The sequence below is a fragment of the uncultured Methanobrevibacter sp. genome, assembly GCF_902769175.1.
Taxonomy (GTDB): Archaea; Methanobacteriota; Methanobacteria; order Methanobacteriales; family Methanobacteriaceae; genus Methanobrevibacter.
Window position 1 is genome coordinate 13,150 of record NZ_CACXNW010000014.1, and the last position, 14,987, is coordinate 28,136.

General features: G+C 33.1%; 13 protein-coding genes and 1 pseudogene. All 14 read right to left on the reverse strand.

All coding sequences use genetic code 11. The features are described 5' to 3' along the window. Positions 1–22: 22 nt before the first annotated feature. Positions 23–1,063 carry an ABC transporter permease gene (locus QZV12_RS06065; RefSeq protein WP_295618799.1) on the reverse strand — a complete coding sequence of 347 codons (1,041 nt, stop codon included), beginning with the start codon at positions 1,061–1,063 and terminating at the stop codon, positions 23–25. A 161-nt stretch (positions 1,064–1,224) separates the two neighbouring features. Further along, positions 1,225–4,911, reverse strand: coding sequence for an amino acid adenylation domain-containing protein (locus tag QZV12_RS06070; RefSeq protein ID WP_295618918.1), 3,687 nt, complete (start codon positions 4,909–4,911; stop codon positions 1,225–1,227). After that, on the reverse strand, positions 4,869–5,321 hold the full coding sequence (locus QZV12_RS06075) for a hypothetical protein (RefSeq protein WP_295618802.1): 453 nt from the start codon (positions 5,319–5,321) through the stop codon (positions 4,869–4,871). The genes QZV12_RS06070 and QZV12_RS06075 overlap by 43 nt, the downstream gene beginning before the upstream one ends. Then, complete coding sequence (locus tag QZV12_RS06080; RefSeq protein WP_295618805.1) at positions 5,318–5,752, reverse strand: condensation domain-containing protein; 435 nt, start codon at positions 5,750–5,752, stop codon at positions 5,318–5,320. The genes QZV12_RS06075 and QZV12_RS06080 overlap by 4 nt, the downstream gene beginning before the upstream one ends. 13 nt (positions 5,753–5,765) lie before the next feature. Then, positions 5,766–6,143, reverse strand: coding sequence for a phosphopantetheine-binding protein (locus tag QZV12_RS06085; protein ID WP_295618808.1), 378 nt, complete (start codon positions 6,141–6,143; stop codon positions 5,766–5,768). A gap of 20 nt (positions 6,144–6,163) precedes the next feature. Beyond that, positions 6,164–6,322 carry a hypothetical protein gene (locus tag QZV12_RS06090; RefSeq protein ID WP_295618811.1) on the reverse strand — a complete coding sequence of 53 codons (159 nt, stop codon included), beginning with the start codon at positions 6,320–6,322 and terminating at the stop codon, positions 6,164–6,166. A 15-nt stretch (positions 6,323–6,337) separates the two neighbouring features. Next, entirely contained in the window at positions 6,338–7,126 is a 789-nt protein-coding gene (locus tag QZV12_RS06095) for an AMP-binding protein (protein ID WP_295618814.1), read from the reverse strand. Next, positions 7,123–8,265 carry an AMP-binding protein gene (locus QZV12_RS06100; protein ID WP_295618817.1) on the reverse strand — a complete coding sequence of 381 codons (1,143 nt, stop codon included), beginning with the start codon at positions 8,263–8,265 and terminating at the stop codon, positions 7,123–7,125. Before QZV12_RS06100 ends, QZV12_RS06095 begins: the two co-directional genes overlap by 4 nt. Before the next feature lie 329 nt (positions 8,266–8,594). Further along, on the reverse strand, positions 8,595–9,764 hold the full coding sequence (metK, locus tag QZV12_RS06105; protein ID WP_295618819.1) for a methionine adenosyltransferase: 1,170 nt from the start codon (positions 9,762–9,764) through the stop codon (positions 8,595–8,597). A gap of 384 nt (positions 9,765–10,148) precedes the next feature. After that, the gene (gene upp, locus QZV12_RS06110) at positions 10,149–10,775 is read right to left on the reverse strand and encodes a uracil phosphoribosyltransferase (protein WP_295618822.1); all 627 of its coding nucleotides are present in this window, start codon (positions 10,773–10,775) and stop codon (positions 10,149–10,151) included. Positions 10,776–10,991: 216 nt separating this feature from the next. Beyond that, positions 10,992–12,161, reverse strand: a complete 1,170-nt coding sequence (locus tag QZV12_RS06115; protein WP_295618825.1) for a uracil-xanthine permease family protein — start codon at positions 12,159–12,161, stop codon at positions 10,992–10,994. After that, positions 12,079–12,300: a hypothetical protein gene (locus QZV12_RS06120; protein WP_295618828.1), complete on the reverse strand. Its 222-nt coding sequence runs from the start codon at positions 12,298–12,300 to the stop codon at positions 12,079–12,081. The genes QZV12_RS06115 and QZV12_RS06120 overlap by 83 nt, the downstream gene beginning before the upstream one ends. A gap of 411 nt (positions 12,301–12,711) precedes the next feature. Further along, positions 12,712–13,089, reverse strand: coding sequence for a GNAT family N-acetyltransferase (locus QZV12_RS06125; protein ID WP_295618921.1), 378 nt, complete (start codon positions 13,087–13,089; stop codon positions 12,712–12,714). Between the two features lie 401 nt (positions 13,090–13,490). Beyond that, a pseudogene (locus QZV12_RS06135) lies at positions 13,491–14,944 on the reverse strand (sodium-dependent transporter). Positions 14,945–14,987: the final 43 nt, after the last annotated feature.

The window sequence follows — 14,987 nt, forward strand, 5'->3', positions numbered from 1 at the left end:
AATTCAGCTAATGGAGGGTAGGCTATCTTATGTATGAGAATCCAGAGAAGAAAGCATTGCCAATGAACTGACTAATAAGAGGGTAGGCTATCTTATGTATGAGAATCTGACCTAAAATCAAACCGAAAATGGATCCAAGCAATACTGGAAAAGTGTAAGAAAGATAATGCACCATTATCTGCCTATTTTTAAATCCATTCGCCTTAAGAACACCAATTTGAGTTCTTTGATGTGTGATGATTCTTTTCATTGAAGTTAAAAGCATCAGCATTGAAATAAAGATGAATACCAATGGAAGGGCATTTGCTATCATTTTCAGCTGGCTGATCATATTTTGGTATGCGCTTACACTGGAATGCAAGTCTCTTGGCAAGAATGAATTGTAATCATCACCTAATTTCTCATCTAAGAGATTGGAATAGTCTTGAGCATCCCCATCAAATTTGACATTCAAGACATTGAATGGGACAGGGTCTATTGGAAATGCCTTATAGGACATATATGCAAATCCATATCCACTAGGATCAGGCTTTATTGCATAGTAAGGAACATTATAAACATATTCTGGAGAATAAATCAATCCCCTTATTTCCTTTTCCATTTCAATGCCATTGACCTTAAAGCTTATCTTGTCCCCTATTTTGAGATTTTTTTCATCAGCAAAGTTCTTATCAATCCATACCCCATATTCATCATTCAAATCGAAGGGGGTTCCTTCAACCAAATAAAACTTTGAAATAGAATTGTTTTCAATGAAATCCAGTTTAATCTCAGGATTGCTTGTGAAATTCGGTGTGGAACTTAAGACCAATTGCCTTTCAACATCCTTGGTTTGGCTTATATCAGTGACCTTATCAACAAAACCATCACCAATATCTGTTGCGTAAATCCAACCATCAGCCAGATTAGACTCTTGATAGTAGTCATTGATGTTCTCTTCAAGAGAAAGAGCCTCCCCACTAATGCCTGAAAATATGAAGACTCCTAAAAATGCCATTAAAAATATGGAAATGAATTGAATCTTATAATTCGAAATGTCCCTCAGCATCTTTTTGTAAAGCATTAAATCACCATCTCACCAAAATCATCACAAATCAAATCTACTACACTAAATGAAACACCATTCCACTAATCACAAATCAAATAAACCACACTAAATGAAACACCATTCCATTTAAAACCATCACAAATTTTTTAAAACATATTACTCATAAATCAAAAATCCTATGTCAAGTTATTTAAATCATCAGATAAGTCTGAGCAAATGATATTTGATAAAATCAATTCATAAACATCCTTGAAATCTTTAACCATCTTCTCAGAATACTTATTTGAATTGACAATCATTACACTATACTTGTCCCCATTTTGAAATACCTGAACAATGAACTCAGCAATCAGGTCATTCAAATTAGATAGGAAATCACCAAGAAAATCATCAGAGGAATCAAAGGAGAAGATTTCACTGCTGTCCTCATTGACTCCATCATAATTAACCCAATTAGGCACAAATTGGAATATTACCTCAGCATCAAGAGGGTATTTTTGAAAGAGCAATAGAACAGGATAGAAATCATACTTTATTGCACCATAGACCCTATCTGAAAGATGCTCCATAAAAGAGCTTATGCTGCGATTTCTGCAATTTATCAATAATGGTGCAATATTTGCATATAATCCAACAGAATCATAATCATTGAATCTGCCTCTACCATTGTCAATCATGGTGAAGAGAACATCCTCGCCACCTGTTAATTGAGCCAATGCATAAGCAAAGGCACTTGTGAACAATATGTTTTCACTGATTCCTCCACTTTCTAAAAATGATTCAACAGCCCTATGGTCAAGCTCCAAATCATATACTGAAAGGGAATATCCTCCAGCTTTGCCATCTTCACTTAATCTTTCAAGTTCTCCAATGCCACCGAGCATGGAATCAAAGAAATCACTTGCTTCAATGAATTTATCAGTGCCCTTGATTTGCTGATGGAATGCAGACATCTTCAGGAATGAATCATCAACATCAATGGAACCTCCATCAAGAAGAATTTGGAAATTCCTCTTAAACACATTTCCAGACAATCCATCAAAGATTATATGATGGCATTTGGCCAGAAACAGATAGGAATCCTCTAATTCAAAGATCTTGAACATAGACAGATAATTGTAATAATCAAAAGCCTCTGTCATGAAATCCTTCACCATATCCATATTGAAGTTAGATTCAACAGACATTGGAGGTTTTGAACCTTTGACCAAATAAGGGTATTGTCCCTTAAACAGTTTCAGTACAGTGCTTATCATGTCATAAATACTCTTGACATTCCAATTTTTCTCCTTTAGTAAATCCACAAGGGATTGGTCTCCAAAATTATCACCTAAATCCTTTAGCAAATCCATATCCTCTGTAATTCTTGCAAAGAGATTCTTCTTTTCCCCTTTTTCATAATGGTCACTTAAGTGCATGGTCAAGATAGGATGGACCTTTAGAATCTCATCCAATGCATCAAGTATCTTTTCAATGCCATAGCGTTTAGGAATTTGCATATATATTGGGATGTGAAAAATGTCTACAGTATTGCTAAACATGATATCTGCAAATAGATTGACTTGAGCCTCATTCAATGGGCATCCAGTCTCCAATGAATAAACATCCAAATCAAAGGAAACATCATCCATATTATTTGAAATGGCCTCAGGAGTTCTCAAGCTTAGGATATCCGCTGCAGTGACATGATAATTTTCAAGATGGGACAATAGCTTGATTGCAGTTAAGGAATCCCCTCCTAAACGAATGAAATCATCATAGCCACTGACCTTTTCCAAACCAAACACCTTTTCAAAGGCATTGACAATTGCCTGTTCATTCTCGTTTTTTGGAGCGACATAATCATTATGCAAAAGAGACCTATCGACTTCAGGAAGGGCTTTCTTATCCACTTTACCATTAAGGGTCAAAGGAATCTCATCCAAGGCCATGACAAATGTCGGAACCATATAATCAGGCTGATGGAATGAAACATGACTGCAAACCAGCTCTTGAATATTGCCTTCAGCAATTTCATCATCTGCAACAACATAAGCGACTAATTCCCTATTGCCTCCAAAGTCTATAGTTTGAACAGATACGTTGATGATATGGTCCATTCCACTGATAATGGCTTCAACTTCAGCCAACTCAACACGATTGCCTCTGACTTTAACCTGACCGTCACGACGGCCAACAATTCCTAATGAACCATCAGGCAATACCCTTACCATATCCCCAGTATGATACATCATTGAATAATCCTCGTCCTTGTCAAATGGATTTTCAACAAATGCTTCCTCTGTTTCCTTTTCACGATTCAGATAACCGTCAGCAAGCTGATTTCCTGATATGCATAACTCACCTACTGCACCAATAGGAACCTGCCTAGACTCCTTGTCCAATACATAAGCCTTTATATTGCGGAATAGATGGCCTATGGAAGAAGAATCTATCTTTTTACATTCTTCAATAGCACAAACCGCAACGCAGCATTCTGTAGGCCCATAAGAATCAATGAATGAATAGTCTAAATCTGCATTGACCTCACCAAGCTTCTCTCCTCCTGTAATCAGAACTTTCAAGGAAGTATCTTCAACTTCATTTATAAACATTCTTGCAACCTGTGTAGGGAGGGTGGTATGGCTAACATTATGAGCAATGAAATGTTCATTCAACCTTTTAATGTCCAACCTAATGTCCATAGGAACAATATCTAAGGATGACCCTCCATATAATGGTGCACAAAGACCTCTTATAGCCCCTACATCAAAACCAATGGAAGAGAACAATCCGAATGTGGAATCATTTCTCATTTCATATTCCTTTACATAGAAATCAACATAGCTGGTGATTCCCTTTCTAGTGATTCTGACTCCCTTTGGAATTCCAGTAGTTCCGCTTGTGTATAATATGCAAGCCAAATCCCCATAAATGACAGGCAAATCAGTCAAAGCTCCACAATCATCTTTAACAATGGAAGAGATGTTCAATAGAATATTTCCATTCTCCTGTTTGTTGACTAATCCTTGAGCACGTTGGAAAGTGGCATCGCTGACAATGACAGCCTTCGCATCAGCATCCTCTATCATGAATCTGATCCGTTCATCTGGAAGTGCATCATCAATCGGAACATAGACTGCACCAATGGACATTATGGCTAAAGCGCTGAACATATACAATTCAGACCTTTCAAGAAGGAATGCAACATTGTCCTGAGCTTTCACTCCAATATCCTTTAAGGATTTGGCAATCCTATCTGCAATGAAGGCCCCTTCAGCATAGGAATAGGAAACATCCCCATAAGATACAAGAGGATTGTCAGGATGATTTGAAAGATTGTCATTGAATGCATCTAAAACATCATCATAATCCAAATCCTCCTTCCTATAATAGCTTTCCAATAGCTTGATGTCCTCATCTTTTATATAATTGATATCAGATAACTTATCTGCATCCATCATTTCCTTTAGAATCAATTCATATGTCTTGGCAAAATCTTCAATGAATCCTTTAGAGAACTTGTCTGAATATAGAATCTTTATGCCGAAACTGTCTTCCCCAAGGTCAAATATGAAAAAGGACAAGTCTCCCATTGAATCATGCTTTAATTCCTCTACTTTATAAGGCAATTCATCATTATCCATCAAATCATAAAAGAGACTATGTGAGTATTGGAATAAAATGTCTGAAGTTAAATCATATTGATTGGCTAAAATACGGAAAGGATACAAGTCATACTTCATAACCGAATTAATCAGCCCGCTTGAATAATCTAAAAATGAGGAGACATCCTGATTGCTGCAGTCAATGAGCAAGGGCAATGTTCTAACAAACATCCCTACAGACTCAGAGAGGTCAATATGTCCTCGGCCATCCTCAATAAGGTTAAATAGGGCCTTTGAATCTCCTGTAAATCTTGATAGTGAATAAGCGAAACACTAGCAAAAAATTGATTATTAGTGATAGACTTATCCTGTAGAAAAGAGCTTAATTTAGCATTATCAATATTAAAGCAGGAATTGTATTCATAATCATCAATTTCATTAGAGCTTAAATTAGCATTATCAATATTAAAGCAGGAATTGTATTCAAGATCATCAATTTCATTAGAGCTTAAATTATCCTTATCAATATTAAAGCTAGAATTGTATTCAAAATCATCATCACTGCAAATGACTGAAGGGAGCAATCCATATGCCTCATCCCTATCTTCCAACATTGAAGCAAAGAAATCCCCTGCATTTTCCATATAATCAGTGCTAATATTCTCTTCTAATGAAATTTGCCTCAATACTCCATCATCTGAAGAATCTTATCACCCTTTAAAATAGAGTTTAAACTGTTCAATGCAATATTTATAGAGCTTCTATCAAAAATCAAATGATGAAAATCAAGGCATAGGGAAATTGACCCATCATTTTCAATCATCAGGAATCTTGATAGGCTCTTGTCCAATTCAAATGGTCTTATAAATGATCCAATATCATCCTTTGACCCTTCCATAATCTCGGGCTTAACATCAAAAGAAAGTGACAATAACTCTTTTTCATTTATTATGCGAGCAGATAAAACAGGATAAGCCTCAAGCAATATGTCGATTGCATTTCTGATTTCATCAATTGAATAATTTCCATTAAATTCAAGAATATATGGATTGTTGTAAGCTGTCCCTACATCATTAACCATCTCATCAAGGTAAACGTTTAATTGGGCTTCAGACAAAGGACAGATATCATCAAAACTGTAATTTGAAATTACAGGGGGAATAAATCCCAGAATCAGACTTTATATGGTTGGCAATGGCAAGAGGTGTCTTAAGTTCAATGATTTCATTGGAATACAAGTTCACACCTAATTTCTCATTCAATACCATCTGAAGCTTCATTGCAGATAAGGAGTTACCACCCATTGCTACAAAATCATCATCCATCATAACACTATCGCTTCTTAAGACATCCTTAAAGGCATCCACAACAGCTGCCAAAACATCATCATTGATTTCAATATCCAAATTCCTATCCTTTCTGACAATATCTCGCAATGCAAACTTATCTATTTTTCCATTAGGATTTAAAGGAATCTCATCCACTTCAATAAACATTGAAGGAATCATATAATAAGGCAATTCACGACTTAAGGCGTTTTTAACTTCATATTCAAGTCATCACCAATTGCATAGTATGCAATCAGATTGTCTTGGACAACATCCAAATAGACCTCATCAATCTCCTTGAACTGTTTCATAATGCCTGCTATTTCATTGGATTCAATACGGAATCCTCTAACTGACAATTGGTCATCACTTCGTCAAATGATTTCAACTTCCCCTTCAAAATTATAAAATCCAATATCTCCAGTACGGTACATCCGTTTATTGTCATCACAATCGGAGATAGGATTGTCTACAAATACAACATTGCTTAAGTCAGGCTGATTGTAATAGCCAGAACTTAAAAAGTCACTTGATATGCAAATCTCACCAGGAACACCAATCGGAACTTGATTTCCCTTTTCATCAAGGATATAAACCCAAGTGTTGGCAACAGGCTTTCCAAGAGGAATTCCATCAGGATAATCATCAGCATCCATTGGATTGAAAATATTCATCAATGCCATAAGGTATTCTGTTGTACCATAAGCGCAAGCCAATTTAGTATCGCTGCTTTTTTTAGGGACCTTACCTACTTTGGCACCATCAAATGCCATATATTTCAATTTAATATCTTCATTTGCAAAAATATGAAACCCCAAAGACTGAGGCAAACCCATATCATTCATTTCTTGTTCTTTAAGAGTTTTAATCAATAAAACCGGATCTCTTTGTTCATTTTCATTGAAAATTCTTACTGTTTCACCGAAAGAGAATGCAATGAACATCCTAGCGGAAATCATAAAGCTGAAACTTGTTAAAATACCTACAACATCACCAGAGGATGGCTTGAAGACGTTTCCAATGCGGGTTCCTATTCCTTGAATAAGATAATTGGTAACTGTCACACCCTTAGGCAAGCCAGTAGTTCCTGAAGTGAAAAAAACAGCAAAGATATCATTAGGATTGACAATGATTTCAAAATCCCCATCCAAATCCCTTTTCAAATCTTCAATGCATATGACATCAAAGTGAAATCATGCAAATCTGCAAATTCCCTAGTGGTTATAATATAATCTGAATTGGCTATATTCAACATATGATCTATACGGTTAATAGGGTATATTGGGTCAATTGGAATGAAAGCTGCACCTAACTTATTTAATGCCAAAACCAATTCAGGATAATGATAGTTTCGAGGAATCATCAATCCAACAGGATTATTGATGTCAATGTCATAAGCGTTTTCTAGGTCATAGGTTATTGAATTAGAGAATCTTTCCAAATCGCCATAGGTGACTTGATTGACTCCATCATCAACAGCAATATAATCAGGATATTTGATATAGCTTTCACGAAAAAGACTGGCGAATGATTTCTTTTCACCAATATCAATGGATTCTCCTTTGGAAAACTGAGAAATCAATGATTTTTCATTATCTGAAAGCATATTCATTTCAGAAATGAGCTGATTAGGATCATCAATTGCCTCGTTAATCAAAGCACCGATATTTGCAGCCATATGTTCAATATAGACTTCAGAAAACAGATTAGAATCATAAGCCAATTCCAATGAATCCTTGTAGATATTTAATGTCAAGGCAGAAGATTCGCAATTTAAGATTGAAAGATTATTGAATTTGCTAAAATCATGTTCCTCATCATCAAGGGAAATGTCTTCTGAAGCTGTAAAATCATAAATGGAATAATAGGATAGGGAGTCCTCTATATAATTTTCAATATCCACTATCGTATGCTTAAGGGCATCAGCATAAGCATCTTTGACCTCTTCAACATAATCCATAAATGAAATCTCTTTTTTGTATTCTATCTTAAGAAGAGTATTCCTATCCTCATCATTATCGCGTATGACTGTTTTTAAGAGACATCCCTTTGTCATATCAATTCTAGATAAGTATAAGGAGAATATTGCAGCCATGAACTCAAAGTTAGTAATTCCTTGCTGATTAAAAAAATCATCAAATGATTTATAAGGAATCTCTTTGATTGCAAAATTGCTTGATGAAAGATTAGGGAATTTTACATATTCACCAATATCAGACAAATTATCTTTCCAAAAAGAGGAATCATCTTCAAATTCAGAGGAATTTAAATAATCATTCAATTTAATTTCATCTAACGTCATTGAAAACCCTACCTAAGATATTCTCTAAAATTGCAAATCTCCTATTATTTAATATAATTTTTATTATAATACTATATTAATTTTTTTTGATAATCGTTTATTGGAATCAATGGCAAAAAATAGAAAAAATCAGCACTTTAAAATCAAAAAATAAAAAAACACTAACAAAAAATGAACATTTTCACAAAAAGTCGAAAAATAAAAAAATACTCAAAAAATCAAGAAAAAAGCAAAAAAAACCTAAAATCAATAAAGAAAAAAAGTAAAAAAAGTTGAAACTCCAGAAAAATGAAGTCTCAATAAATTATAAAAAATATATTTAAAAATAATTATGCAATATATTTTCTTAAATCGTCAACTTTATCAGTTTCTTCCCATGGAAGTCCTTCAATACCAAAGTGACCGTATTTAGCAGTTTGTTTGTATTTGGTTGATCTTAAGTTTAAGGTTTCGATGATTCCATCAGGAGTTAACTTAAAGTTTTCACGTACAATCTCTTCCATAGGTTTAGTGGTTTCCACGCCAGTTCCAAAGGTATCAACCATGACAGAAGTTGGCTCTGCAACACCAATTGCATAAGAGACTTGAATTTCACATTTTTCAGCAAGTCCACTTGCTACAATATTCTTAGCAATGTATCTTGCCATATAACATGCACTTCTATCCACTTTAGTGCAGTCCTTACCTGAAAATGCTCCACCACCATGTCTTGCATATCCACCATAAGTGTCTACAATGATTTTACGACCGGTTAAACCTGCATCACCATGAGGACCACCAATTTCAAATACACCAGTTGGGTTGATATGTTCTTTGGTGTTTTCAGTCATCAACTCTTGAGGAATAACAGCCTTAAAGAGCTTTTCACGAATATCTTCCTTAAGTTGTGGCTGATTTTGAGACATAGTCTCATCATGTTGGGTTGAAAGAACAATTGCATCTAAGGAAATTACATTTCCATCCTTATCATAGTTTACAGATACTTGAGCTTTACCATCAGGTCTTAAATATGGAATTTCAGCAGACTCTCTTAATTCTGTTAATTTATTTGTAAGCTTACGAGCCAAATCAATTGGGAATGGCATTAATGAATCGGTTTCATTTGTTGCAAAACCAAACATCATACCTTGGTCTCCAGCTCCACTTTCTTCACCTTCACGGTCCACTCCTTGCTTAATGTCTGGAGATTGAGCATGCAATAAACTAACGACTTCACAGTTGTGACCATCAAATTTCAAGTCAGGATTGTCATATCCAATTTCAATGATAGTCTCTCTAATGATTTTTTCAATATCTGCTCTAGTAATGTTGGCAGTTGATGTAACTTCACCAAACACCAAACAGAAATCAGTTGTAACACAAGTTTCACATGCAACATGAGCATGAGGATCCTGTTCCATATATGCATCCAAAATTGAATCAGATATAATATCTGCAATTTTATCAGGATGTCCTGGGGTTACTGATTCGGATGTGAATGTTTTATATACTTCACTCATAATTTCACCATAAAAAAATATTTATAAATATAATTGTTTAATTAAAGAATTCTGAAAAATCTTAAAAAATATTGAATTTTTATAGAAATTTCATCTTTTGAATATTTTTCATATCTTCTTAATTTATTTTTGAACTTCATTATATAATAAAGTTTACTATAAAATCAAGCAAATTAATACAATATAACAACAAAATTCTAAAATTCATATTCATTCAAATGAAAAAAAGAAATAAAAGATTAATCAAAAAAAGAAAAAAAAAGAAAATCAAACTTATTCCCTACAAAATAAAAGATTAATCAAAAAAAAAGAAAAAAAGAAAATCAAACTTATTCCCTACAAAATAAAAGATTAATCAAAAAAAAGAAAAAATGAAGATCAATCTTATTTTGTACCAAATATCCTATCTCCTGCATCACCAAGACCTGGAGTGATGTATTTGTTTGCATTCAATCCATCATCCACTACTGCACAGAAAATCTGAACATCAAGATGCATTGATTCAATAGCATTAATTCCTTCAGGAGCTGCCACTATGCATAGGAATTTTATATGCTCAACACCATCCTCCTTAAGTTTATCGATGGTTGCTATAACACTTCCTCCAGTTGCAAGCATAGGATCTACAATCATTGCCACCTTATCCTCAATCTTTTCAGGGACCTTATAGTAATATTCAACAGGCAAATATGAGTCTTCATCACGATAAAGACCAATATGGCCTACCTTAGCATTAGGCATAACCTCTATGATGCCATGCACCATACCTAAACCTGCCCTTAGGATTGGAATAACAGCATAATTCTCTTCACGAATCTTACCAGTTTTCATTTTAGCTATAGGAGTTTCTATTTCCACTTCTTCAAGTCTAGCATCCCAAGTAGCATCATAACATAATAAAGCAGCTATTTCTGTTACCACTTCTCTAAATTTTTTAGTGTTTGTCTCTTCATCCCTTAAAATAGATAATTTATGAGTTATTAATGGATGATTTAAAACATATTCATTCATATTTTATCTCCATGATTTTAATATTGAAAATTAATATATACAATTTAAATAGATTCAATTTAAACCGATCCGATTTATTTTATCCAATAATACAGATTAAATACCTCAAAACTTAATCTAGTTATGACTTGTTCATTAAAAAAAATAAAAATAAAAAAATAAAAATAAAAAAATAAAAATAAAAAAATAAAAATAAAAAAATAAAAAGAAAAAGAATTAATGAATTTCTGTGTATTCATCATCATCTTTTCTTTCTGGAATGATTAAATTAAGTACTACACCAGTAATTGCTGCAAGAGCCATACTTGAAATGGAAACAGACAAGTCTCCTTGAGCAACAGATAATGTAGCTCCACCTAAACCTAAAACCAACATGGTAGCTGCAACAACAATGTTCTTATTGTTATTGAAGTTAACTTCCTCTTGAATCAAGAGCTTTACCCCATTAACTGCTATAAAACCGTAAAGAAGAATAGCTACACCCCCAATAACTGGGTTAGGCATAGCTGCAAGGAGAGCAGTCAAATGACCAGAGAATGCAAATAGTATTGCAAAGATTGCAGTTAAACCAATAACATAAATGGAAGCAACTCTTGTTAAACCTACTACAGAAGTGTTTTCTCCATAGGTAGTGTTTGCAGGACCACCAATAAATGCTGCAAAGAAAGTAGCAATACCATCACCAAAAAGGGTTTTGTTCAAACCAGGGTCTGAAATCAAGTCACGGCCAATGATTTCACCTAACACCTTATGGTCCCCTACATGCTCTACCATAGTCACAAGAGCAATAGGAACAATTGTCAAGAGAGCAGCAGGATTAAAGTTATAGTGAACGAATGGAATATAGAAATCAGGAATTTCAAATAGGTGAGCTGCAAAGAATCCTGAGAAATCAACCATTCCTAAGCAAGCTGCTACAATATAGGATACAATAATACCTATAAGGAATGGAATAACCTTTAGCATACCTCTACCACGAATAGCTATTACAGCAGTTGTTAAGAATGCTACAAGAGCTACAATAAGGTTGTTCATTGGAATTACCGCTTGGTCAAGACCGATTTCCTGAATAGCGGTTGGAGCTAAACATAAACCGATTACCATAATCATAGGACCTACAATTACAGGAGGCAATAATTTATTGATCCATTCATTACCAGTAAATCTTATGATTAATACTATTGCCATATAAACTAAACCTACAACCATTAAAGCTGAAAAAATACTTGATTTACCGCCAATAGCAAATCCTGCAATCATAGGAGCAATGAATGCAAATGAACTTCCAAGATATACGGGACTTCTATTTCTTGTACAAATTACATAAAGGAGTGTACCTACACCAGAAGCAATCAATGCAACTGGAACAGAACACTGGTTCGCCAACAGTAGTATTCACTACAATAGGTACTAAAATGGTAGCACCAAAAATCGCACATAAACGCTGAAGGGATAATAAAATCAATTCAAAAGCAGGAGGTTTATCCCATAAGCCATAAATCATATCGCTATCGTTTTCACTCATTATAATCACCCATAAAAGAAAATTATAATTTAATTAATAAAAAAAACAAAAAAATAACCCAAGAATTAATTAAATTAATTTAAAAATATATTTATTGTTACACTTATTAAAACTTTATTAAATAAATTTAATGAAATAAAAATTATTAAAAAAAATAATCAGAAATAATATGAAAAAATAATCATAAATTAAATGAAATAATAAAAAAAGATTAAAACATTGAATATTTTTAAAATCAGAAAAATTTGAAGAATAAAAGATAAAAAACAATTTTCCTATTTTAAAAAATTAAAATTAGGAAAAAAATCAAAGAAAATAATTGAAATGAAAATTAGGATAAACAACAATTTTACTAATTTAAAAAATGGAAATCATGAAAATGCAAAAGAAAAAAAAAAAAATAAAATAGAATCATTCATTTATAAAATCATCTAAGGATTTACCAGTAAAATGGAAAACATCCCAATCCTTTTCTTCTGCACCTATTGATTTATAAAATTCCTTGCTAGGCTCATTCCAATCAAGGCAAGTCCATTCAAATCTTCCATAACCTCTTTCCTTTACAATTTTGGCAAGTTCCCTAAGCAATGCCTTCCCATATCCTTTTCCACGATATTCAGGATCAATAAAGAGGTCTTCAAGATGCATATTGACATTGGCAATATAAGTGGAAAAACTTAAGAAGAAAAATGCAAATCCTATTTCCTTTCCATCTTCAAGGGCAAAAATGACTTCCGCTTGATTCATATCAAAAATCCAATATTTCAATGCTTCCTCTGTAGCTATCACTTCATCCAAACGATGCTCATAATCAGCTAATTTTTAATAAAATCCAATATTAAAAGAACATCTTTTTCTTCCGCTTGTCTAAAACTTAATTCAGGCATCTTAATTCTCCAAATCTAGTTAATTAAATTAAATTTATAGTTTTAAGAATAAATAATTTATTAAATATCTGATAAAAAAATAAAAAAATTCATATCCATCAATGATTATCAAATAACAGATAGAAAAATAAAAAAAATCCATATTCATCCAAATCTTATTTATCAAAATTCTGATAAAAAAATAAAAAAATCCATATTCATCCAAATTTTATTTATCAAAATTCTGATAAAAAAATAAAAAAATCCATATTCATCCAAATCTTATTTATCAAAATTCTGATAGAAAAATAAAAAAATCCTCATTTATCCATTTGAAGACTTCTTATTTGTAAAAATATAAGAAACCACCAATACAGAGACCATAACAATCATATCAATAGCCAATTCAAACATGCTTGCATCCTTAAACAATCCAATAATTCCAATAAACCAAAGGACGAATAAGATTACAGGAGCAATATATTTTATAATAACTACCCAAAGCTTCCCTACTTTAATTGAGGAATTCTCATTTAATATTGGAATAATATCATCAAGACCATAGATCCATCCAAATATGATTGCTTGAATAGGTATTAGGAATAATACACCGAATTTATTAACGAATGAATCAATTATTCCAACTAAATAACTGCGGATTCCAGTTGTTAAAACTAAAGAAATCAAACAGCCACTATGCATAATACAGTTGTGGTTTTTCTTCTTGACCATCCAAACTTATCATGGGTTGAACTAAGCATTGGCTCAAACAGTCCAAAGGCTAAAGTGACTCCTGCAAATAGGATTGCCAAAAATAATAATGGAGCTAAAACTCTGCCAACAGGACCCATTATATTAAAGATTGTAGGGAATACAATGAAAATCAAACCGGTTCCTTCTGAAATCAGTTCAGTCAAGGCAGTTCCACTTGTATAGGACATATATCCAAGAATGAAAAACACTCCAAATGCTGTACAAATCTCAAAAATACAATTTGATGCAACAACTAAAAGTACATTGTCAACCAATTTGGAATTTTCAGGTAAATAGCTTGCATATGTTAATGCAAGAGCTTCACCGCAAGCTAATGAAAAGATGATTTGGCTAAATGCAGCAAGCCATATATTCACATCCCAAAGCATATTCCATTTAGGATGAAGCAAAGCATTAATTCCAATGCTGGCTCCAGGTAAAGTCAATGCATATACTATTATGACTGCCATTATAATAAAGAGCAATGGAATAAGTATTTTAGATGCCTTTCCAATTCCCTTGTCTATATCCTTATTTGAAATAAACCATAGGATAAACCATACAACTAAAACAGCTACAGTAGTTGGAATTATTAAAAATCCAATATCACTGATGTTGGAACTGCCACCTACATTGCTGATGAAGTAATTTCCTAAATCAGTTCCCCAATTAAAAGTAAAGCTGCTTATGAGATAAACTAAATCCCAACCTAAAATAACCATATAATAGATTGTTACGATAAAAGTAAATAAAACTAAAATCCAAGCAATATATTCAAATTTAGGATTTATCTTTTTCAGGATTTCTGTAAAGGAAGTCTTAAAAGAGAAGCCTATCCCATATTCCAAAATTAAAAATGGAATTCCCAAAAGGAATATTGCAAAAAGATAAGGTATGAAAAAGGATCCTCCACCGTTAGTATAGACCACATAACTATATCGCCATATGTTTCCTAATCCAACAGCAACTCCTATCATTGCAAAAATAAATGAAATTGTTGAATCCCATTGTGCTTGTTCACTCATGATATAACCTTACTTCAAAATTTATTGATAAAAGGATTTAAAA

Bases quoted from the DNA above. Each gene is read 5' to 3' on its own strand.
- QZV12_RS06065 (WP_295618799.1), bottom strand. From the start codon at position 1,063: ATGCTTTACAAAAAGATGCTGAGGGACATTTCGAATTATAAGATTCAA.
- QZV12_RS06085 (WP_295618808.1), bottom strand. From the start codon at position 6,143: ATGATTCCTTCAATGTTTATTGAAGTGGATGAGATTCCTTTAAATCCT.
- QZV12_RS06100 (WP_295618817.1), bottom strand. From the start codon at position 8,265: ATGACGTTAGATGAAATTAAATTGAATGATTATTTAAATTCCTCTGAA.
- metK (WP_295618819.1), bottom strand. From the start codon at position 9,764: ATGAGTGAAGTATATAAAACATTCACATCCGAATCAGTAACCCCAGGA.
- upp (WP_295618822.1), bottom strand. From the start codon at position 10,775: ATGAATGAATATGTTTTAAATCATCCATTAATAACTCATAAATTATCT.
- QZV12_RS06120 (WP_295618828.1), bottom strand. From the start codon at position 12,300: ATGAGTGAAAACGATAGCGATATGATTTATGGCTTATGGGATAAACCT.